Below are 19,933 nucleotides of genomic sequence, written 5' to 3'. Positions count from 1 at the left end.
ACCTGGGCGGAAACGGCCGGACAGAGTTAGAGTAACCGAACGATCGGTCGGGACAAGGGGGCCTGCCGCATCTGTGGAAAACCCCGTGCGGGAGGATCGCGCACATGACAGCACTCGACCTCAGCAGCACCGTGGGAGTCGTCGGCACCGGCACCATGGGCCAGGGCATCGCCCAGGTCGCACTCGTCGCGGGCCATCCCGTCCGGCTGTACGACACCGTCCCCGGGCGCGCCGAGGAGGCCGCCGCGGCGATCGTCGCCCGCCTGGACCGGCTCGTCGAGAAGGACCGGATGACGGCCGCCGCCCGGGACGCCGCCCGCGCCCGGCTGCTGCCCGCCGGGGAGCTCGCCGAGTTCGCCGACTGCACGCTGGTCCTGGAGGCCGTCCTGGAGCGGCTGGAGGCCAAGCAGGAGCTGTTCCGGGCCCTGGAGGACATCGTCGGCGAGGACTGCCTGCTCGCCACCAACACCTCCTCCCTGTCGGTGACGGCCATCGGCGGCGCCCTGCGCAACGCCTCCCGCCTGGTCGGCCTGCACTTCTTCAACCCGGCCCCGCTGCTGCCGCTGGTGGAGGTCGTCTCCGGGTTCGCCACCGACGTCACGTCGGCCACGCGCGCGTTCGAGACCGCCCGCTCCTGGGGCAAGACGCCGGTGGCCTGCGCGGACACCCCGGGCTTCATCGTCAACCGCATCGCGCGGCCCTTCTACGCCGAGGCGTTCGCGGTCTACGAGGCGCAGGCCGCCGACCCGGCCACCATCGACGCGGTTCTGCGCGAGTGCGGCGGCTTCCGGATGGGCGCCTTCGAACTGACCGACCTGATCGGCCAGGACGTCAACGAGTCCGTCACGCACTCCGTGTGGCAGGCCTTCTTCCAGGACGTCCGCTTCGCGCCCTCCCTGGCCCAGCGCCGGCTGGTCGAGTCCGGCAGGCTCGGCCGCAAGACCGGGCACGGCTGGTACGACTACGCGGACGGCGCCGAGCCCGCGGAGCCGCACACCGCCGAGCCCGCCGACCGGCCCGCCTACGTCGTCGCCGAGGGCGGCCTCGGCCCCGCGGCCGAACTGCTCGCGATGATCCGCGAGGCCGGCATCCAGGTCCGCGACGAGGACGAGGACCACGGCACCCGCCTGGTCCTGCCCAGCGGCGGCCAGCTGGTCCTCGCCGACGGCCAGACCTCGGTGGAGTTCCGCGACGTCGTCTACTTCGACCTCGCCCTCGACTACCGCCGCGCCACCCGCATCGCCCTGTCCGCGGGCCACGACACCCTGCCCCAGACCCTCGGCGAGGCGATCGGCCTCTTCCAGGCGCTCGGCAAGCAGGTCAGCGTCATCGGCGACGCCCCCGGCATGATCGTCGCCCGCACGGTCGCCCGGATCGTCGACCTCGCGCACGACGCCGTCGCCAAGGGCGTCGCCACCGAGGAGGACATCGACACCGCGATGCGCCTGGGCGTCAACTACCCGCTCGGCCCCTTCGAGTGGAGCCGTCGCCTCGGCCGCGACTTCGCCTACGACCTCCTCGACGACCTGCACCTGCGCGACCCGAGCGGCCGCTACGCCCCCTCCCTCGCGCTCTACCGGCACGCGTACGCCACCGAGAAACGGGAGGGCGCCTCATGACCACCGCCAAGCGCGACACCTACACCCCCGAGACCCTGCTCTCGGTGGCCGTCCAGGTCTTCAACGAGCGCGGCTACGACGGCACCTCCATGGAGCACCTCTCCAAGGCGGCGGGCATCTCCAAGTCGTCGATCTACCACCACGTCGCCGGCAAGGAAGAGCTGCTGCGCCGCGCGGTCAGCCGCGCCCTGGACGGCCTGTTCGCGATCCTCGACGAGGAGCACGCGCGCGTGGGCCGCGCCGCCGACCGCCTGGAGCACGTCGTACGGCGCATGGTCGAGGTGCTGATCGCCGAACTGCCGTACGTGACGCTGCTGCTTCGGGTGCGCGGCAACACGCACACCGAGCGGTGGGCGCTGGAGCGGCGCCGGGACTTCGACCACCGGGTGGCCGACCTGCTGAAGGCGGCGGCCGCCGAGGGCGACATACGCGGTGACGTCGAGGTGCGCCTCGCGACCCGGCTGGTCTTCGGCATGGTCAACTCGATCGTGGAGTGGTACCGCCCGGACGGCCGCGGCGCGAGCGAGCGCGAGGTCTCCGACGCGGTCGTCCGGCTGGTCTTCTCCGGACTGCGCGCGCACTGACGTCAGCTGCCGTCCGGCTCCAGGTCCTCCTCCTCGAACACCAGCAGGGTGCGGGTGCTGAGCACCTCGGGGATGGCCTGGAGGCGCGTCAGCACCAGTTCGCGCAGCGCCCGGTTGTCGGGCGTGTGCACCAGGAGCAGGACGTCGAAGTCCCCGCCCACCAGGGCGATGTGGGAGGCGCCGGGCAGCTGCCGCAGCTGCTCGCGCACGGTCCGCCAGCTGTTCTGGACGATCTTCAGGGTGATGTACGCCGAGGTGCCCTGACCGGCCCGCTCGTGGTCCACACGGGCGCCGAAACCGCGGATCACCCCGTCCTCGACGAGGCGGTTGATACGTGCGTAGGCGTTGGCGCGCGAGACATGGACGCGTTCGGCGACCGACCGTATCGACGCCCGGCCATCCGCCTGCAGGATCTGCAGGATGTCCTGATCAATGGCGTCCAGCGGGCGCGCGGGCGGCAGTGCCGCCCGGTCCTGCGGGCCCTCGGCCATTTGTTCAGGCGCCATGTCCCCCCGCCTCCCTACCATGGACGTACTGCGTTCATTCCAGGCTGTGGAGAACCGTTTGTCCACAGCCTGGAGGTGCCTGTAGCCAAAATGTGCCGACGACCGAACAATCGGTAGGTGGGACGGGTCACAGGCGATCCGTCTCCCGTAGCCACCCCCACAAGGAGGTGCCGTCATGACGGTCATGGAGCAGCGCGGCGCATACCGCCCGTCGCCGCCGCCCGCCTGGCAGCCCCGGACGGACCCCGCACCGCTGCTGCCCGACGAGCGCCCGTACCGCGTCCTCGGGACGGAGTCGGCCGCCGAGGCCGACCCGGAGCTGCTGCGCCGGCTGTACACCCAGCTCGTGCGCGGCCGCAGGTACAACGCCCAGGCGACCGCCCTCACCAAGCAGGGCCGCCTCGCCGTCTACCCCTCCAGCACCGGCCAGGAGGCCTGCGAGGTCGCCGCCGCGCTGGCCCTCGAGGAACGCGACTGGCTCTTCCCCAGCTACCGCGACACCCTCGCGGTGATCGCCCGGGGCGTGGACCCCGTCGAGGCACTCACCCTGCTGCGCGGCGACTGGCACACCGGTTACGACCCCCACACCCACCGCGTGGCGCCCCTCTCCACCCCCCTCGCCACCCAGCTCCCGCACGCCGTCGGCCTCGCCCACGCGGCCCGCCTCAAGGGCGACGACGTGGTCGCGCTCGCCATGGTCGGCGACGGCGGCACCAGCGAGGGCGACTTCCACGAGGCCCTGAACTTCGCCGCCGTCTGGCAGGCCCCGGTCGTCTTCCTCGTCCAGAACAACGGCTTCGCCATCTCCGTCCCGCTCGCCAAGCAGACCGCCGCGCCCTCCCTGGCCCACAAGGCCGTCGGATACGGCATGCCGGGCCGCCTGGTCGACGGCAACGACGCCGCCGCCGTGCACGAGGTCCTCGCCGACGCCGTACGGCACGCCCGCGCGGGTGGCGGCCCGACCCTGGTCGAGGCGGTGACCTACCGGATCGACGCCCACACCAACGCCGACGACGCCACCCGCTACCGCGGTGACACCGAGGTCGACGCCTGGCGCGACCACGACCCGATCCTGCTGCTGGAGCGCGAGTTGACCGACCGCGGACTCCTCGACGAGGACACCGTCCGGCGCGCCCGCGAGGACGCCGAGGCGATGGCCGCCGACCTCCGCGAGCGCATGAACCGCGACCCCGAACTCGACCCCATGCACCTCTTCGACCAGGTGTACGCGGAGACCACCACACAGCTGCGCGAACAGCGCGCCCTGCTCCGCGCCGAGCTGGAGGCCGAGCAGCCGGACCAGGAAGGCGGGCCCCGATGACGACCGTCGCCGTCAAGCCCGCCACCATGGCGCAGGCCCTCACGCGCGCGCTGCGGGACGCCATGGCCGCAGATCCCGCCGTGCACGTCATGGGCGAGGACGTCGGCACCCTCGGCGGCGTCTTCCGGGTCACCGACGGCCTCGCCAAGGAGTTCGGCGAGACCCGCTGCACCGACACCCCGCTCGCGGAGGCCGGCATCCTCGGCACCGCCGTCGGCATGGCCATGTACGGGCTGCGCCCGGTCGTGGAGATGCAGTTCGACGCCTTCGCCTACCCCGCCTTCGAGCAGCTCATCAGCCACGTCTCCCGGATGCGCAACCGCACCCGCGGCCGGATGCCCCTCCCGATCACCGTCCGCATCCCCTACGGCGGCGGCATCGGCGGCGTCGAGCACCACAGCGACTCCTCCGAGGCCTACTACATGGCCACCCCCGGCCTGCACGTCGTCACCCCCGCCACCGTCGCCGACGCCTACGGGCTGCTGCGCCGGTCCATCGCCTCCGACGACCCGGTCGTCTTCCTCGAACCCAAGCGCCTGTACTGGTCCAAGGACACCTGGAACCCCGAGCACCCGACGGACGTTGAACCCATCGGCCGCGCGGTGGTGCGCCGAACCGGGCGCAGCGCCACGCTCATCACCTACGGCCCGTCCGTACCGGTCTGCCTCGAAGCCGCCGAGGCCGCCCAGGCGGAGGGCTGGGACCTGGAAGTCGTCGACCTGCGCTCCCTGGTGCCGTTCGACGACGAGACGGTCTGCGCCTCGGTACGGCGCACCGGGCGCGCGGTCGTCGTACACGAGTCGGGCGGGTTCGGCGGCCCGGGCGGGGAGATCGCGGCACGCGTGACCGAGCGCTGCTTCCACCATCTGGAGGCGCCGGTGCTGCGCGTGGCCGGGTTCGACATTCCCTATCCGCCGCCGATGCTGGAGCGCCACCACCTGCCCGGCGTGGACCGCATCCTGGACGCGGTGGCGCGTCTGCAGTGGGAGGCCGAGGGCTGATGGCACAGGTGCTGGAGTTCAAACTGCCCGACCTCGGGGAGGGGCTCACCGAGGCGGTGATCGTGACCTGGCTGGTCCAGGTCGGCGAGGTCGTCGCGATCGACCAGCCGGTCGTCGAGGTGGAGACGGCCAAGGCGATGGTCGAGGTCCCCTGCCCCTACGGCGGTGTGGTCACCGCCCGCTTCGGCGAGGAGGGCACCGAACTGCCCGTCGGCGCCCCGCTCCTGACGGTCGCCGTCGGCGAGGCGACCACCGTCCCCGAGGCGGAGGGCTCCGGCAACGTCCTGGTGGGATACGGCACGGGGGCGCCGCCGGCGCGCCGGCGGCGGATCCGCAACGCCGTCCCGGAGCGGGCCAACGGCACGGCCGACCGGGGCCCCGTCCCGGAACCGGCGCCGCACGCAGCCCTCGCGGAAGCGGCGACGGCATCCCACGCCCAGACGCCCACGCTGCCCGCACCGCTCGCCGAGGGCCCCGTCCCGGTGATCTCTCCCCTGGTCCGCCGCCTCGCCCGGGACAACGACCTGGATCTGCGCCGGCTGTCCGGCTCGGGCCCCGACGGCCTGATCCTGCGCGCCGACGTCGAGGACGCCCTGCGGGTCAGCGCGGCCCGCGCCGCCGCCCCCCAGGCCCCGCCCACCAGGCCGGACGCACCCGCCGGCATCCGCACCCCCCTCAAGGGCATCCGGGGCGCGGTCGCCGACAAGCTCTCCCGCAGCCGCCGGGAGATCCCCGACGCGACCTGCTGGGTGGACGCCGACGCGACCGAGCTGATGCGCGCGCGGGCCGCGATGAACTCGGCGGCGGGCCCGAGGATCTCCCTCCTCGCGCTCCTCGCCCGGATCTGCACCGCCGCCCTGGCCCGCCACCCAGAGCTCAACTCGTATGTCGACGCCGAGGCCCGCGAGATCGTCCAACTCGACCACGTCCACCTGGGCTTCGCCGCCCAGACCGACCGCGGCCTGGTCGTCCCCGTCGTCCGCGACGCCCACGCCCGCGACGCCGAGTCCCTGACCGCGGAGTTCGCCCGGCTGACCGAGTCGGCCCATGCCGGCACCCTCACCCCCACGGACCTCACCGGCGGCACCTTCACCCTGAACAACTACGGCGTCTTCGGTGTCGACGGCTCCACACCGATCATCAACCACCCCGAGGCGGCCATGCTCGGCGTGGGCCGCATCGTCCCCAAACCCTGGGTCCACGAAGGCGAGCTGGCGGTTCGCCAGGTCGTCCAGCTGTCGCTCACCTTCGACCACCGGGTCTGCGACGGCGGCACGGCGGGCGGCTTCCTCCGTTACGTGGCCGACTGTGTAGAGCAGCCGACGGTACTTCTCAGGACGCTCTGACCGCAGCGCGCCCCCTAGGGGCGCTGGGGGTACCCCCGGCCGAAGGCTGGGGGAGGAACTGCGCGATCAGCCACAAAACACCCGCATCCGCGCACGGCCGCCACACCCCCGCCCCCCAGGCGCACGCAACCACACCCTGCTCCCACCGGTTCCCCGTGATCAGGACGCCCCCCATACTCGAAAGGTGACCGCCACCGACCCACCGCCCTTCGACGCGATCGTGCTGGCCGGCGGCGCCGCAAGGCGCCTCGGCGGCACCGACAAGCCCTCCGTCCGGGTAGGCGGCCGTCCCCTCCTCGACCGGGTCCTCGCGGCCTGCGCCCGAGCCCGGCGGACCGTCGTCGTGGCGGCCCCCCGCCCCACTTCCCGCCCGGTCCACTGGACCCGCGAGGACCCCCCGGGCGGCGGCCCGGTCGCCGCCCTCGACGCCGGCCTGCGCCACACCACCGCCGACCGCGCGGTCGTCCTCTCCGCAGACCTCCCGTTCCTCGAAGAGGCGACCGTGCAGCGCCTGTTGGAGGCCCTGCACGCGTCCGCCGCGGACGGTGCACTGCTAACCGACGCCGACGGCAGGGACCAACCCCTCGTGGCGGCCTACCGGACAGCGGCGCTGCGCCATGCACTGTCGGCCCTTGCCGAGGGCGACCGCGGCCTCACCGGCCTCCCCCTGCGGCGCCTGACCGCCGCACTCGACCTCACCCGCGTCCCGGACCCCCTCGCGTCCTTCGACTGCGACACCTGGGACGACATCGCCGACGCCAGGGCACGCATCAGGGAGCATGGGCACGTGTTGAATGAATGGATCTCCGCAGTCAAGGACGAACTGGGTATCGACCTGGACGTCGACATGCGCCTTCTGCTCGACCTGGCCAGGGACGCCGCACACGGCGTGGACCGCCCTGCCGCCCCGCTGACCACCTTCCTCGTCGGCTACGCGGCCGCGCAGGGCAAGGGCGGCCCGGAGGCGGTCGCCGAGGCGGCCCACAAGGCCGCCGCACTGGCCCTGCGCTGGGCGGAAGAGACCGATGCCGCCACCGAAAAGACCGCCACCGAGGGGCCGGACTCCGACCGGCCGGGCCCCGGCGACTCCGCCCCCGGGCCCGGCCGGTGACCGCCCCCGGCACCCGGTCCGGCACCCCCGCCACCGCGGACACCGACGACGATCTCGACGTCGAGGAGGCGCTCGCCCTCGTGAGAGAGCCCAGGGAGCCCCGACAGGACGCGAGCGCAGCGCCCACCCCCCACGGCGAGCACGCGCACGGCGATCACTCGGCGCACCGTCACCGCGCCACCCCCTGGCCCCAGGCCCGCGAGATCGCCGCCCGCGCCGCCCGGGCCGGAGGCCGCCGCGCACCCGTCTCCGTCCCGCTGGCCGACGCGCTCGGCCTGACCCTCGCCGCCCCGCTGGACGCGCTCACCGACCTGCCCTCCTTCGACACCTCCGCGATGGACGGCTGGGCGGTCGCCGGTCCCGGGCCGTGGGACGTCCGCGAGGAGGGCGTCCTGGCCGGGCACGCGCAGCCCGAGCCGCTCACCGACGGCGAGGCGGTCCGCATCGCCACCGGCGCCCGGATCCCGGCGGAGACCACCGCGGTGCTGCGCAGCGAGCACGGCCGGCTCGACGCCCAGGGCCGGCTGCACCCCACCCGAGAGGTGGTCCACGGCCAGGACATCCGTCCGCGCGGCCAGGAGTGCCGCACCGGCGACCAGTTGCTGCCCGTCGGCACCCTGGTCACCCCGGCAGTCCTCGGCCTCGCCGCGGCCGCCGGATACGACACCGTCACCGTCGTCCCCCGCCCCCGCGCCGAAGTGCTGATCCTGGGCGACGAGTTGCTCACCGAAGGACTCCCGCACGACGGACTCATCCGGGACGCGCTCGGCCCGATGCTGCCGTCCTGGCTGCGGGGGCTCGGCGCCGAGGTCACCGCCGTCCGCCGGCTCGGCGACGACGCCAAGGCCCTGTACAAGGCGATCACCGCGTCGACGGCCGATCTCGTGGTCACCACGGGCGGCACCGCATCCGGCCCGGTCGACCACATCCACCCCACTCTGGAACGCATCGGCGCCGAACTCCTCGTCGACGGCGTCAAGGTGCGCCCCGGTCACCCCATGCTGCTCGCCCGCACCAAGGAGAACCAGCACCTCGTCGGACTCCCCGGCAACCCCCTGGCAGCCGTCTCCGGCCTGGTCACCCTCGCCGAACCCCTGCTGCGCACCCTCGCCGCCCACCCGGCCCCCGAGCCGTACACCCTGCCCCTGGCGGAGGCGACGCACGGGCACCCCTACGACACCCGGCTCATCCCGGTCGTCCTGCGGGGCGACACCGCGGTCCCGCTGCACTACAACGGCCCGGCCATGCTCCGCGGCATCGCCGCCGCCGACGCGCTCGCGGTCGTGGCGCCAGGGGGAGCGCCACAGGGTGCGGAGACGGAACTCCTCGACCTGCCGTGGGCGGCCGCGGGCATCGGAGTCTGTTTCACGTGAAACTTCCCGGCCATGACGCCATCGCCCGCCAGGCGGACGAGCACCTGGTGACCCATCGGGTGAAACTCCCGACAAAGGTGGTGGAGCGCCCGATCCGCCAGGTCGTCAAGCGGCTCATCATGGCCCTGCTGGTGCTGGTCGCCACCGCGTTGATCGTGTACGCCGACCGCGACGGCTACACCGACAACTCCGACAGCTCGGTCGACCTCCTCGACGCCTTCTACTACGCGACCGTCACCCTCTCCACCACGGGCTACGGCGACATCACCCCCGTCAGCGACAGTGCGCGGCTCACCAACATCTTCGTCATCACGCCCCTGCGTGTGCTGTTCCTGATCATCCTGGTCGGCACCACGCTCGAAGTCCTCACCGAACGCACCCGGGAGGAATGGCGCCTCAACCGCTGGAGTCAACGCTTTCGTATATGCACCACAAGCCTTTGAGCTGCTGGCTGGGTGTCGTGCCATAGCTGTGTGCTGGGTACCTTCGATGTCGTGTCCGGCGTACGTCGGGTTGGTCACCCGTAGGCGTGCGCTGGTTGATCGCGCGCGACTAGGGGAGCTGGTACGGGCATGGCGCTTGACGCTGCTCGATCTCAAGAAGGGTTCACGTCGGCGAGGGCTACGCGGGTGATGGCTGCCGCGTGCCAGGCTGCGGGCCTCGATGACAGAGGCGCAGAGCTGATCCGTCTCGGGGAAAACGCGTTGTTCCGGCTGGCTTCCGCGCCGGTCATCGTGCGCGTGGCGCGAGGGAAGGAGTGGTTGCCCAAAGCGCGCGTGGAAGTGGGCGTGTCACGGTGGCTCGGAAGGGAAGGATTTTCGGCTGCTCGCATCGTTGAGGATCTGGAACAGCCTCTCACGATCGATGGCCATCCGGTGACGTTCTGGCATCTGATCGTTGAGGGAGACCGCAAGGCGACGTACGGGGAGCTGGGCGGTGTCCTGCGTGAGCTGCACTCCATGACCGTGCCGGACGGGCTTGTACTGCCGTCGTACGACCCCTTCGACAAGCAGGCGCTGAGGCTCGATCGGGCGGTGATCCCGGACGATGACAAGGTGTTCTTGCGGAAGCGTTGGCACGAACTGCGTGACAGGTACGCCGAGTTGCGGTTCGAGTCGGCCAAGGGGCCGGTGCACGGGGATGCCCACGTGCAGAACCTCATGGTGGATGATCAGGGTCGTGTGATCCTGATCGACTTCGAGATGTTCTGCTACGACCACCCGGAGTGGGATCTCATGGTGACGGCCGTGGAGCACCACAGCCTCGGTTGGCAGACCGACGAACAGTACGCCGACTTCGTGGCCGCCTATGGGCGCGACCTGTACGACTGGCCTGGTTACGAGACGTTGCGGGGCATCCAAGAGTTCGGCATGACAACGTGGCTCATGCAGAACGTTCAAGAGGACGAGGAAACGGCGGCCGAGTACCGCCGGCGCATCGCGGGACTGCGGAATGACGATGCGCCTCGGGACTGGCGCCCCTGGTGACTGCTACTCGTCGTCCTCGTCCAAGCGGGTGAGCGCATCACGCACCTTCTCGTTGAAGGCTGCCACGGTGGGGTTCGTCACGTGCACGCTGACCTCGTTCTGGAAGTCGGTCACGTAACGCTGGAACCGGGTGGACTGGAGGGAGTCGCCGCCGTCGACTGCGAGGCTTGCGGTAGTGACGGCGGCTTCCAACTCACCGTTCAATAGCTGGCTCTGGGCAAGCACCATGCGGCAGAAACCGAGAGTGCGCGCGTACTTCGGGTCGGTGCTGTCCACTGCGCGCTGGGCCTGCTCGACGGCTTCGCGGCGCATCTTGAGATCGCGGAAGCAGTGGCAGAGTTCGCCCATGAGTTCTGCCTCGTCGAAGTAGCTGAGCCATGCCGGATCGTCGGCTGTGTGAGCGCGTTCGAAGTGGCGTTCTGCCTCCTTCATCGCGCGGGCCGCAGCGATGCCGTCACCGGCGTTGGACAGGGCGCGGGCCTCCATCGCCGAGTAGTTCGCCATGGCGCGGGGGGTCGCACGGTTCTTGGCACCCTCGACGGCGGCACGAGCGAATTGGATGGCCTGGGCGTGGTTGCCGAGGTAGTTGGCCTGATGGCTGAGGTTGCCCAGGATGCGCGCGCCGAACATGCGGTCGTCGATGACCTGGGACAGGCGCAGCGTGGAAGTCAGGTAGCGGTGCGCAAGTCGATGGTTCCCGGCGTCGTACGCGGTCCACGCCAGCAACTGGGACACCTCGGCGGCGGCGCCGAATAACGCCGTACCCACCTTCTCGGTGTAGCTGACGTTCAGGAGAGGCAGCACCTCGTGCCGGAAGTAGTGGCGTAATGCCTTGTGACCGTGGCCTCCGCCGTACTTGAAGTCGAGGGCCATGAAAGTCCCGGCGGCGTCCCTGATCGCCCGGACATCCCGCATGCCCACTCGTTGGAGAGCTGGCCTGTCTGCCTGGATGCCGTCGGGACGGGCGATCATCCATGTCAGGACGGCGGAACTGATGTCGGCTTCCGCAATGATCAGTTGATCCGAAGCGGGAGCGTCGGCGCGCTCCTGGGCGAGTCCGTCAAGCATGGACAGGACGTCGGGAACGGTGCCGGGGTAGCCAATCGGCTCCGGCGTAGCGGGCTTCGTGTCGCCGAAGAATCCGAGATCGCCGACCGTGATGCGGCGGCCAAGCTTGGCCGAGAAGACATCCGCCATGATCGCCGCCGTTTGCGGCCTGATGCTTGAGCCGTTGCGCCAACGCTGTACCGAGACGTGAGTTGTTCCCAGCTCCATGCCTCGACGGTCGGCCTCGTCCGTCATGCGCTTCGCAAGGCCCTTGTTCGAGATCTTCGCTTCGCTCATGACGGCGATCAACTGCGCGTTGGGCTCTCGGCTCATGCTCCCCTGCCAACCCGAGAATGACGGCGAGTGTTCATCTTGTCACAGCGCTATCCGGCTGGGGGTTCATTCCTGAACCCCCCTTCGCTTTGCAAGTGCTCAGGTGAACCCCCCAATGAACGCTCCCGTTCGCGTCGCCTGCGCCGTGTACTGACTTGCGTGAAGCAAGCGGAGACATGAGAGCTGCCGGAGGACACGATGGACGCGGGGAAAGCCAAGCACGTGGTGAGTGAGCTGGATGCGTACGCTCACTGGTTCGTGGCGCCGAATCCGTCCCACGGCGGCCACTACATGACGGTGACGCTCTTCGCCGAGTTCGCCGACACCGGACGCATCGCGCGCGACACGGCCACCGTGTTCCTGCGGGGCGCGGTCCCGCGTGACCTGATGTATGACGCCCGGCTCGCCGTCTCGGAGCTGGTCGGCAACGTGGTGAACCATGCGGTTCCGGACCGCCACCACTCCAGTCCGGGCGCCTGCCGACGCATCGACGTGACCTACAAGTTGTTCCCCAAGTGGCTCTTCATCGGGGTTGCGGATGAGGACTCGACGCCCCCGCTCCTGCCGATGGGTGACTTCTACTCGCCGGAGTTGGTGACGGAGTTCTCAGAGGCGGTCCTGGCCGACAGCGGCCGTGGGCTGATGATCACTCAGCGGATGGCGGCGGCGGTGTGGTGGACGCCGAAAGAGGGCGGAGGCAAGACGGTCTGGTGCCGCTTCGACCTGGACGGCGAAGCGGAGGACACACCGTACTGATGATCTCCGGTCCGCCGCCCCCACATAACTCTCACGCGATCGAGAGTAGGCGACGCGCCGGAAACCGGCCGAAGTCTGACCACTTCGGCCACGGAGCGCGGTCTCTGGAGTCCTCGGGGGCTCCCCTCCCGAGTGGGCCGCGCTCCACAACCTGATAAGGCCGGGCCACCCCGTCAGCCCTGGAAAGCGAAGGGTGGCCCGGCTGGGAACACGGCGGTTCCCGGTACCTGATGGTACCGGGGCCGCCGTGCTGCGTTTTGGCTCTGGTCCAAGGAAGTTGACGATCCGTTACCTAGATCAGGGCAGAGGTGGGCAAGGTGACTGGCTCCGGTGAGGGTTGGCTGAGTGACGGTCTCGATGTGCCGGGCGCGGACTTCGGGTTCTGGGCGCCTGGCGTTGACTACATCGCGGGATGGCGTGAGGCGCGGGAGTCCGCCGATCATTTGAACAGGGCGCTCCTGGCAGTGGGGTTCGAGCTGTCCGCCGTGAGGGCCGTCGCCTCGACGAACGAGGATGGGAAGGGGGTTGTGCGGCTGGCGGGCTGGCCCGGTGCGGTGGAGCGGCTCGCCCGGCTCCTGGAGTCGCGCGCGGATGGCGACGGTGGTGCGGCGTGAGGGGCTTTTCCGCTGGTGAGCGGTGTGCGTGGGCACGTCGCCGGCCGCTGAGACTTTGGGCGGTAGCTGCCATGGGGCGAGTGAACAGGGGGCCTTACGCTCGCCAGCGGATCGGGCAGTCCTTGGACCTGCCCGCAATAGCCCGATCGGCCCCCTGTTCTTCGAGGCTCGCCCCATGGGAGCTGCCTAAAGTCTCAGCGGCCGTCGACCCCCAGCCCACCACGCCCCGGCCCCCGTCGGCCGGTCGGCGCCTCGACTCCTTGGGCGTGCTGCGGTCGGGGGCGCTTGCCGACCGGACGGGACCGGCGGTCACGCCGCACGCCCGGCCGGGGCGGCCGGGCGCCCCGGCGCGCCGAAGGCGCGCCCTTGAGGAAGTGAAGGCTGTTTCGACCGATCCTCATTCACGCTCAGGCGTGGGCTCGTCGGGCGGGCTGCTTGTCGGCGGTGATCCGGTAGGCGAGTTCGGCGCGGTCGGCACCGATGCGGAGTTCTTCGAGGATCAGGGGCCGGTCGTCGGTGTCGTGGGTGACGCGGGCCAGGTGCAGGATCGGGGTCGCGTCGGGGAGCTGGAGCGTGGCGCGCTCGTCGGGCAGGGGCATGCGGGCGCGCACGGTTTCGGACCAGGTGAGCTTGTGGCCGTCCTCGGTGAGCTGCCGGTAGAGGGCCCCCGACCGCTTGTACGGGTCCTCGGCAAGCGCGGGGACCATGTCAGCTACGGCGAACGGGATCAGGGTGCGGTGCATCGCACGCGTCCCCGTGCTCGGGTCGAGGAGCAGCCGGTCACAGCCGAACAGGGCTTCTTCCTCAGCGAGTTGGAGGAGTCGGCCCGTGGCCTTCGTGGTGTGCGTGCGGTAGGCGCTGGGTTCTTCTGTTTCCTGCCATACGTCGCCGTTGGGCATGACGAACTTGCCATCGGTGGTCCGGCTGATCCGGCGCTCGATCGTCATGGACGGCTGTCCGTCGGACCGTACGAAGCTGCCCTTGCCGTGGCGGACGTCAATCAGTCCTTCTGCCCGCAGGGCTGCGATGGCGTTCCGCACGGTGGGGCGGGAGACCTCGTAGCGGGTCATGAGCTGGGCTTCCGACGGCAAGAGGGAGTCAGGGGCGAACTCGCCCGACAGGATCGCTTCGCGGATGGCAGCGGCCACCTGCTGGTAGAGGGCTCCGGGGCGCTGGATCTCCGACATCTGGGCATCTCCGGCGGGTCGGGGTCATAGGCACGTCGCACGCGCGGCGTCACTCGTCAGCATAAGTACTTGCGCACTCGCCGTACAGGGCTCCATAGTCGTAACTCGTAAGGACAAGTGACGTCAGGATGAATCTGGCGTCTGATTGGCCAGGGAGGCCGAAGAAATGCAGTCCATTCCCGTGGATACGGCGCGGCTGGGCGTACTGCGGTGCGCCATCGCGCCCGAGGCGAAGATCACCAACAACGAAACACAGGAGGTGAAGAAGGACCGGGACGGCAACCCGGTCTACACGGTGGCGGTCACCGTGCGGCAGGACGGGCGGCGGATCTCCGTCATCGAGATCGCCGTCAGTGGACAGCCCAAGGGCATCGAGGAAGGGCAGATCGTCAAGGTCACTGGGCTGACCGCGTTCGCCTGGGCGATGGGTGACCGTCACGGTGTGAGCTTCCGTGCCGACGCGATCACACCCGTGCACGGAACTCCCGCTCAGTCCAAGGGCGGTGACGCGTGATGGGACCGATCCTGCTCGCGTTCGCTCTCGCCGTGCTGGCCTGGATGCTCGTGGTCGGTGACCTGGTGCGCAGGCACTGGCCGGTCTGGCACTGGTATCTGACTGGCTACCCGGCAACCGCGTTCCGCGTGGTGGCGACCTGGCGCAGGGTCGCGATGCTCAACGACCTGTCCGTGTCCCGGCGTCCGCCGCGCGGGCTCCTCGGGGACATGGTCGTCAAGGGCGATCCGCTCCGGCCGGTCATCCCCCGGGCCTCGTTCCCGCGCGCCACGCGCCTGGGCCTGACCGTGACCGTGCGCCTGCATGCCGGGCAGACCCCGGCGACGTACATGAAGGCGGCGGATGCGCTGGTGCACGCGTGGAGGGTCCATGCGGTCCGGGTCACCTCGCCGGAACGCGGGCTCGTCCTGCTGACCGCGACCGCCACGGACCCGCTGGAGCGGCCCGGCTTAGCCACGGCCCCTACTGAGTTGCTGTCGGCCCTCATCGGGGTCCTGGAGTCCGGGGGCGCCTGGGTGATGAACCTTCGGTTGGTGCCGCACTGGCTGATCGTCGGGGCCACCCGGTCCGGGAAGTCCACGCTGCTGGCGCGGCTGATCACGCAGCTGGCCCCGCAGCGGGTCGCTCTGGTCGGGATCGACTGCAAGGGCGGCATGGAACTCGGGCTGTTCGCCGACCGGTTGAGCGCGCTGGCCACTTGTCGCAGTGAGGCGGTCGCGGTGCTCTTCGCGCTGGCGGCCGACATGAGGGACCGGATGAGTGCGTGCCGGGCGGCCGGCGTCCGCTCGATCTGGGAGCTCCCCGACAAGCTCCGGCCGGTGCCGATCGTCGTGATCGTCGACGAGATCGCGGAACTGTACTTGTCGGACGGCACCCGTGAGAGCAAGACCGAGGCGGAGCAGTGCTCCACGCTCCTGCTGCGGCTGGCCCAGCTCGGGGCTGCGCTCGGCCTGCACCTGGTCGTCGCCGGACAACGCGTCGGCTCCGACCTCGGCCCCGGCGTCACCGCCCTGCGCGCCCAGCTCGGCGGCCGGATCTGCCACCGCGTCAATGACCCCGGCACCGCAGAGATGACCCTGGGCGACCTCAACAAAGACGCCGTAGCCGTCGTCCAGTCCATCACGGCGGAAGAGCGCGGGGTGGCCGTGTGCACCGGTCCGGACGGTGGCTGGAGCCGTGCCCGCTCTCACCTCACCCCGACGGAAGAGGCCGTGTCGACGGCTCGGAAGTACAGCGCGCTGACCCCGCATCTGCCCGGCCTGGTCCGCACTCTCGTGGTGCTGGAAGGAGAGAGCAAGTGATCAGCGAAGGTACGGCCTACGGGTTCGCGGTGATCTTCGGGATCATCACCGTTCTCCTCGTCCGCTCCCGCGACGTCCGCCCTTGGGAAGCGATCTGCGTCGGCCTCTTCGGCCTCTACCTCGGCCAGACCCCCGTGGGCCTCACGGTGCACGAACTCGTGACCTGGTTCATCAGCGGCTTCTCCCACCACTGAGCAGAGAAGGGACCACCACCATGCCCATGCCTCGCGTGAGGTGCCCGTACTGCAAGGGCGACGGAGCACGCCGCACCTGGACCGGACGACTGCGGCGCTGCCGCATCTGCCGGGGCACCGGAACCATCCGCTGACCCACAACCCGACACCCGCAAGGGAGTGATCCCCATGACCCACGGCGCACCACCACCCACCCACTGTGCCGCTTCGGCGGCCCACCCCGGAAGGTCACCACCATCACCCCGGAGTACACCCCGGCTGACAGGCGCGCCGCCCTCGACCGCGCGGCGCGCCTGCGTCAGCTCCCCGAGACAGACCGCGATGCAATCCGCCTCGCCCAAGACCCGAACTTCCCGCGTTGGCTGGAGCAGATCACGGCAACCGGAGGATGCGCCCACCCCGTCCACCTCTCCGGCTCGACCACCACCCTGGACGGCGCAACCGGCGAGATCCTCCATCACTACGACACCCGCACCGAACCCGGTGAACGTCTCCTCGTCCGCTGCCGCAACCGCCGCGCCACCGTCTGCCCGGCCTGCTCCCGCCTCCACGCCGGAGACACCTTCCACCTGGTCCGTACAGGCCTTCTCGGCGGCAAGAACGTCCCCGCCACGGTCCGGAAACGACCCCGGCTCTTCGTCACTCTGACCGCCCCCTCATTCGGCTCCGTCCACCGGTCTGGGGAAGCGTGCCGCCCCCGCCGCGACGGTGGGACTTGCGAGCATGGGCGGCCCCTCGGCTGCGGTGCCGTCCACACCCCGGATGCCTCGGTGATCGGCCAGCCTCTGTGCGCCGACTGCTACGACTACACCGCCCACGTGCTGTGGCACGCACACGCCTCCAAGCTGTGGGACCGCTTCGTCATCGACGTCCGGCGGCGCCTGGCCTCCTCGGTCGGCCTCGTACAGTCCCGCTTCGCCGACCATGCCCGACTTTCCTTCGCCCGCGTCGCCGAGTATCAGAAACGCGCGGCCGTCCACGTCCACGCTGTCGTACGCCTCGACGGTCCGGGCGGCGCCGATGACGAACCTCCGGCCTGGGGCACCACTGAGCTGCTGGCCGACGCCGCGCAGGCCTCTGCCCGGCGGGTCCTGGTCCACACCCCGTACAGCCCGGTCGTGGGTGAACTGGTACTGCGTTGGGGCGCTCAGGTCGACGCCCGGCCCTTGCACACGAACAGCGACGGACCCGACGACGACGCCGTTGCAGCCTACGTCGCAAAGTACGTCACCAAGGGAGCCAGTGAGACAGGCGCCGGCACTGACCACCCCCTCGCTACCTGGGAAGACATCGAGTCGGTACCCGTCAGGGGACACGTCCGCACTCTCATGCGGGCCTGCTGGCGCCTCGGCGGCCTCCCCGAATACGAGCCTCTCCGCCTCCGGCACTGGACACACACCCTTGGCTACCGGGGCCACATCCTCACCAAATCCCGCGCCTACTCCACCACCTACGCAGCACTCCGCGCCGAACGCGCCCACCACATGGGCCACACCGACACCGCAGAGACGGTCACCGAACGGACCTGGCGCTACGTCGGCTCCGGCCACACTCCCGGCGCGGCCCTCATCGCCGCAGGCGTAGCCGAAGACATCACGCGCAACCGGGAGGCTGCCTCCGACGCATTGCCGAACTCCGACGGGAGGTTCGTTTGAGACTCCCGTTGGAAGGAGACGACGACTGGGCCTGGGCCCGCGAACAGGCACGGAACGCGCCTGCCTGGTCTGACGACGAGTGGCGACGGGCGAACACGATTCTCGGTCTGCCCGTCGCCCCGCGTCTCGCTCCGCCTCAGAGCGCGGTCACTTCGAACCGTCCTCGGACTCAGCCTCCGGCTGATCCCCCTTCGGCCTCCACACCGGAGTCAGCCGACCACGCACCGGCTTCCCACGGCCGACAGCAGGGCCGACAAGTACGGCGATCAACGTGTCCTCGATGTACCCGCGCTTCTCACTGAGCAACAGGTCATCCCACTTCTCGGCGAGATCAACGGGCTCCCTCTCTGCGGAGCGCCTGAGCCGTAGGAATCGGTTCCGCTCCGTTGTGAGACGTCGCTTGTCGGCCTCGTGCTCCGCAAGCTGCGAAAAGTACGTCTCCGCTGTGATGATCCGCGACTTCCGGGCCTGCTTCAGGTCGTCGATGTCTTCGAGAACGCGCTTCAGCTCCTCCTCCTTGTCCCACGTCGTGGGCGGGGGACTGGCCTGCCGCTTGGCGGCCTCCTCCTGGTGCTTGGCGATCACCATCATGGATACGGCCTTGTCCGTCTCCGGACCGGGAATCCGAGTGCCTCCGCACCCTGAGTAGGCGCTGCCGCTGCTCGGGCACGTGTAGTAGAAGTACCCCTCTGGCTTCTTCAGGCGCTTCTCCGCCTTGGAGATCCGAAGCTGCGCACCACAGCCGTTCCGGTCACACCGCAGGGTGCCCCGCAGCAGGGACTTGCGTGCGTTGAAGCCCTGCCCCGGAGCGGGATTCGAACCGAGTAGTTCCGTGACGGCTTCCCACTCTTCGACAGTGATCGCGGGTTCCCACTGCCCGATCACCGGCTTCCCGTGGTCGTCCAAGACGATCTCGACGCGCGTGTTGGACGTTCCCGTGACTGGGTCGACCTCGATGACCTGGCGTGAGCGGTACCCGCACAGTCGGGGGTTACGGATCACGGCTTTGAGCCCTGCGTGTGACCAGGTACGGCCGGTCGACGTCTTCACGTCCGCCTCGTTCAGCTTCCTGATGACGGCCGAGATCGGCTTACCCGAAAGCAGCCACTCGACCATCCGGCGGAGCCACTCCGCCTCGTGGGGGTCCAGCGTGCGCTTGTCGTGCTGCCACCCGAAGGGCCTGGTGCCGCCCGTGGGAATACCGGCCTGCTGAAGAGCCCTGTGCTTGCGGGCAACCCGTCGCGCCGTGTCGGCGGACTGCTTGTTGTTCGTCGCGGTCACGATCCGGGCGACCGTGCGGCCGTTGTCCGTGAGGAGATCGAGAGTGCCCGTGATGTCGATGATCGGGCGACCGAAGTTCTGCACTACCTCGATCGCGTCCTCAAGGTGCCGGTTGTCGCGTGTCAGCCGGTCGATGTCGTAGACGATCAAGCCGTCCAAGCGTTCGCCGTTCGGGGCCACTCCCCGCTTGAGGTCCTCCAACGCGCCCTCGAAGACAGGGCGGATGACGCGGTAACCGATATCGCCGTTCGGAAGACGGACGCGCTTCCGCTTCCACGCGCTCGTGTCCGGCTCCTCGTACGTGTAGACGTACCGGCCACCGCGTGACTCCACGAAGCCCTTGTTGTCCTTCTCCTGCTCGTCGCGGCTCCTGATGTCCCGGCCGGTCATGGGCCGGAACGCAGGCCTGGCAACCGTGGTGTCGCTAGCGTCGTTCTCAGTGGCAGCGGGACCCTCGTCCACCTCGAAGGACAGGCGGACCAGCCCGGCCCAGTTCTGCCCCGCTAAGTCGCCCCAACGGGCCCGCTGCACAAGGTCGTTGTCCATGACCTAAGGGTACTTTCAGGAAACCGCTGGAGGTCGGCCTTGCGGGACCACACCGTCGTCGTCGGGTTCGGGACGAAGGGACGGTCGGCGATCCAGACCGTCTGTGCGACCGGGTTGAAGACGGAGCAGGTGGTCGTGGTCGACCCGAGCTCCAAGG

Annotated in this window: 18 protein-coding genes and 2 pseudogenes; 16 read left to right on the top strand and 4 right to left on the bottom strand. The window is 70.1% G+C overall.

All coding sequences use genetic code 11. The features are described 5' to 3' along the window. The first annotated feature begins 104 nt into the window (after positions 1–104). Together JF597_RS34435 and JF597_RS34430 are read left to right on the top strand one after the other, a co-directional pair. Positions 105–1,619, top strand: coding sequence for a 3-hydroxyacyl-CoA dehydrogenase (locus tag JF597_RS34435; RefSeq protein WP_294004409.1), 1,515 nt, complete (start codon positions 105–107; stop codon positions 1,617–1,619). Then, entirely contained in the window at positions 1,616–2,203 is a 588-nt protein-coding gene (locus JF597_RS34430; protein ID WP_294004407.1) for a TetR/AcrR family transcriptional regulator, read from the top strand. Before JF597_RS34435 ends, JF597_RS34430 begins: the two co-directional genes overlap by 4 nt. A 2-nt stretch (positions 2,204–2,205) precedes the next feature. Here JF597_RS34430 and JF597_RS34425 read toward each other — a convergent pair whose 3' ends face one another. Beyond that, complete coding sequence (locus tag JF597_RS34425; protein WP_294004491.1) at positions 2,206–2,694, bottom strand: Lrp/AsnC family transcriptional regulator; 489 nt, start codon at positions 2,692–2,694, stop codon at positions 2,206–2,208. A 190-nt stretch (positions 2,695–2,884) separates the two neighbouring features. Between JF597_RS34425 and pdhA the strand changes: the two genes are divergently transcribed. The 7 genes and pseudogenes from pdhA (at position 2,885) to JF597_RS34390 (ending at position 10,348) form a co-directional block, all read left to right on the top strand. Continuing rightward, positions 2,885–4,030: a pyruvate dehydrogenase (acetyl-transferring) E1 component subunit alpha gene (pdhA, locus tag JF597_RS34420; protein WP_294004405.1), complete on the top strand. Its 1,146-nt coding sequence runs from the start codon at positions 2,885–2,887 to the stop codon at positions 4,028–4,030. Beyond that, positions 4,027–5,031: an alpha-ketoacid dehydrogenase subunit beta gene (locus tag JF597_RS34415; protein ID WP_294004403.1), complete on the top strand. Its 1,005-nt coding sequence runs from the start codon at positions 4,027–4,029 to the stop codon at positions 5,029–5,031. Before pdhA ends, JF597_RS34415 begins: the two co-directional genes overlap by 4 nt. Further along, entirely contained in the window at positions 5,031–6,377 is a 1,347-nt protein-coding gene (locus tag JF597_RS34410) for a dihydrolipoamide acetyltransferase family protein (protein WP_294004401.1), read from the top strand. Before JF597_RS34415 ends, JF597_RS34410 begins: the two co-directional genes overlap by 1 nt. Before the next feature lie 184 nt (positions 6,378–6,561). Further along, the gene (locus JF597_RS34405) at positions 6,562–7,488 is read left to right on the top strand and encodes an NTP transferase domain-containing protein (RefSeq protein ID WP_294004399.1); all 927 of its coding nucleotides are present in this window, start codon (positions 6,562–6,564) and stop codon (positions 7,486–7,488) included. Then, positions 7,485–8,861: a molybdopterin molybdotransferase MoeA gene (locus tag JF597_RS34400; protein WP_294004397.1), complete on the top strand. Its 1,377-nt coding sequence runs from the start codon at positions 7,485–7,487 to the stop codon at positions 8,859–8,861. The genes JF597_RS34405 and JF597_RS34400 overlap by 4 nt, the downstream gene beginning before the upstream one ends. Continuing rightward, positions 8,858–9,268 (top strand): annotated as a pseudogene (locus JF597_RS34395) (potassium channel family protein); the annotation flags it as partial. The gene JF597_RS34400 and the pseudogene JF597_RS34395, both read left to right, overlap by 4 nt. Before the next feature lie 165 nt (positions 9,269–9,433). Beyond that, on the top strand, positions 9,434–10,348 hold the full coding sequence (locus tag JF597_RS34390; RefSeq protein ID WP_294004395.1) for an aminoglycoside phosphotransferase family protein: 915 nt from the start codon (positions 9,434–9,436) through the stop codon (positions 10,346–10,348). 3 nt (positions 10,349–10,351) lie between these two features. On the opposite strand, the gene JF597_RS34385 is transcribed toward JF597_RS34390, so the two are convergent. Further along, a complete protein-coding gene (locus JF597_RS34385; protein WP_294004393.1) occupies positions 10,352–11,728 on the bottom strand; it encodes a sporulation protein in 1,377 nt (458 codons plus the stop codon). 198 nt (positions 11,729–11,926) lie between these two features. Between JF597_RS34385 and JF597_RS34380 the strand changes: the two genes are divergently transcribed. Together JF597_RS34380 and JF597_RS34375 are read left to right on the top strand one after the other, a co-directional pair. Continuing rightward, the gene (locus JF597_RS34380; protein WP_294004391.1) at positions 11,927–12,484 is read left to right on the top strand and encodes an ATP-binding protein; all 558 of its coding nucleotides are present in this window, start codon (positions 11,927–11,929) and stop codon (positions 12,482–12,484) included. Positions 12,485–12,801: 317 nt separating this feature from the next. Beyond that, positions 12,802–13,098: a hypothetical protein gene (locus JF597_RS34375; RefSeq protein ID WP_294004389.1), complete on the top strand. Its 297-nt coding sequence runs from the start codon at positions 12,802–12,804 to the stop codon at positions 13,096–13,098. Positions 13,099–13,505: 407 nt separating this feature from the next. Here JF597_RS34375 and JF597_RS34370 read toward each other — a convergent pair whose 3' ends face one another. Further along, complete coding sequence (locus JF597_RS34370) at positions 13,506–14,285, bottom strand: GntR family transcriptional regulator (protein WP_294004387.1); 780 nt, start codon at positions 14,283–14,285, stop codon at positions 13,506–13,508. 166 nt (positions 14,286–14,451) lie between these two features. On the opposite strand from JF597_RS34370, the gene JF597_RS34365 reads away from it, so the two are divergent. The 4 genes from JF597_RS34365 (at position 14,452) to JF597_RS34350 (ending at position 17,949) form a co-directional block, all read left to right on the top strand. After that, the gene (locus JF597_RS34365; protein WP_294004385.1) at positions 14,452–14,799 is read left to right on the top strand and encodes a hypothetical protein; all 348 of its coding nucleotides are present in this window, start codon (positions 14,452–14,454) and stop codon (positions 14,797–14,799) included. Then, positions 14,799–16,100 carry an FtsK/SpoIIIE domain-containing protein gene (locus tag JF597_RS34360; RefSeq protein ID WP_294004488.1) on the top strand — a complete coding sequence of 434 codons (1,302 nt, stop codon included), beginning with the start codon at positions 14,799–14,801 and terminating at the stop codon, positions 16,098–16,100. The genes JF597_RS34365 and JF597_RS34360 overlap by 1 nt, the downstream gene beginning before the upstream one ends. Further along, positions 16,097–16,294, top strand: a complete 198-nt coding sequence (locus JF597_RS34355; protein ID WP_294004383.1) for a hypothetical protein — start codon at positions 16,097–16,099, stop codon at positions 16,292–16,294. Before JF597_RS34360 ends, JF597_RS34355 begins: the two co-directional genes overlap by 4 nt. A 197-nt stretch (positions 16,295–16,491) precedes the next feature. Continuing rightward, positions 16,492–17,949: a replication initiator gene (locus JF597_RS34350; RefSeq protein ID WP_366916487.1), complete on the top strand. Its 1,458-nt coding sequence runs from the start codon at positions 16,492–16,494 to the stop codon at positions 17,947–17,949. A 147-nt stretch (positions 17,950–18,096) separates the two neighbouring features. On the opposite strand, the gene JF597_RS34345 is transcribed toward JF597_RS34350, so the two are convergent. Next, the gene (locus JF597_RS34345) at positions 18,097–19,776 is read right to left on the bottom strand and encodes a recombinase family protein (RefSeq protein ID WP_294004381.1); all 1,680 of its coding nucleotides are present in this window, start codon (positions 19,774–19,776) and stop codon (positions 18,097–18,099) included. 21 nt (positions 19,777–19,797) lie between these two features. Between JF597_RS34345 and JF597_RS34340 the strand changes: the two are divergent. Then, a pseudogene (locus JF597_RS34340) lies at positions 19,798–19,933 on the top strand (Ion channel protein); the annotation flags it as partial.

This window comes from Streptomyces sp. (genome assembly GCF_019510245.1).
Classification (GTDB): Bacteria; Actinomycetota; Actinomycetes; order Streptomycetales; family Streptomycetaceae; genus Streptomyces.
This window is presented reverse-complemented; position numbering and strand designations above follow the sequence as displayed.

Bases quoted from the DNA above. Each gene is read 5' to 3' on its own strand.
- JF597_RS34435 (WP_294004409.1), top strand. From the start codon at position 105: ATGACAGCACTCGACCTCAGCAGCACCGTGGGAGTCGTCGGCACCGGC.
- JF597_RS34430 (WP_294004407.1), top strand. From the start codon at position 1,616: ATGACCACCGCCAAGCGCGACACCTACACCCCCGAGACCCTGCTCTCG.
- JF597_RS34425 (WP_294004491.1), bottom strand. From the start codon at position 2,694: ATGGCCGAGGGCCCGCAGGACCGGGCGGCACTGCCGCCCGCGCGCCCG.
- pdhA (WP_294004405.1), top strand. From the start codon at position 2,885: ATGACGGTCATGGAGCAGCGCGGCGCATACCGCCCGTCGCCGCCGCCC.
- JF597_RS34415 (WP_294004403.1), top strand. From the start codon at position 4,027: ATGACGACCGTCGCCGTCAAGCCCGCCACCATGGCGCAGGCCCTCACG.
- JF597_RS34410 (WP_294004401.1), top strand. From the start codon at position 5,031: ATGGCACAGGTGCTGGAGTTCAAACTGCCCGACCTCGGGGAGGGGCTC.
- JF597_RS34390 (WP_294004395.1), top strand. From the start codon at position 9,434: ATGGCGCTTGACGCTGCTCGATCTCAAGAAGGGTTCACGTCGGCGAGG.
- JF597_RS34385 (WP_294004393.1), bottom strand. From the start codon at position 11,728: ATGAGCCGAGAGCCCAACGCGCAGTTGATCGCCGTCATGAGCGAAGCG.
- JF597_RS34380 (WP_294004391.1), top strand. From the start codon at position 11,927: ATGGACGCGGGGAAAGCCAAGCACGTGGTGAGTGAGCTGGATGCGTAC.
- JF597_RS34370 (WP_294004387.1), bottom strand. From the start codon at position 14,285: ATGTCGGAGATCCAGCGCCCCGGAGCCCTCTACCAGCAGGTGGCCGCT.
- JF597_RS34365 (WP_294004385.1), top strand. From the start codon at position 14,452: ATGCAGTCCATTCCCGTGGATACGGCGCGGCTGGGCGTACTGCGGTGC.
- JF597_RS34360 (WP_294004488.1), top strand. From the start codon at position 14,799: ATGGGACCGATCCTGCTCGCGTTCGCTCTCGCCGTGCTGGCCTGGATG.
- JF597_RS34345 (WP_294004381.1), bottom strand. From the start codon at position 19,776: ATGGACAACGACCTTGTGCAGCGGGCCCGTTGGGGCGACTTAGCGGGG.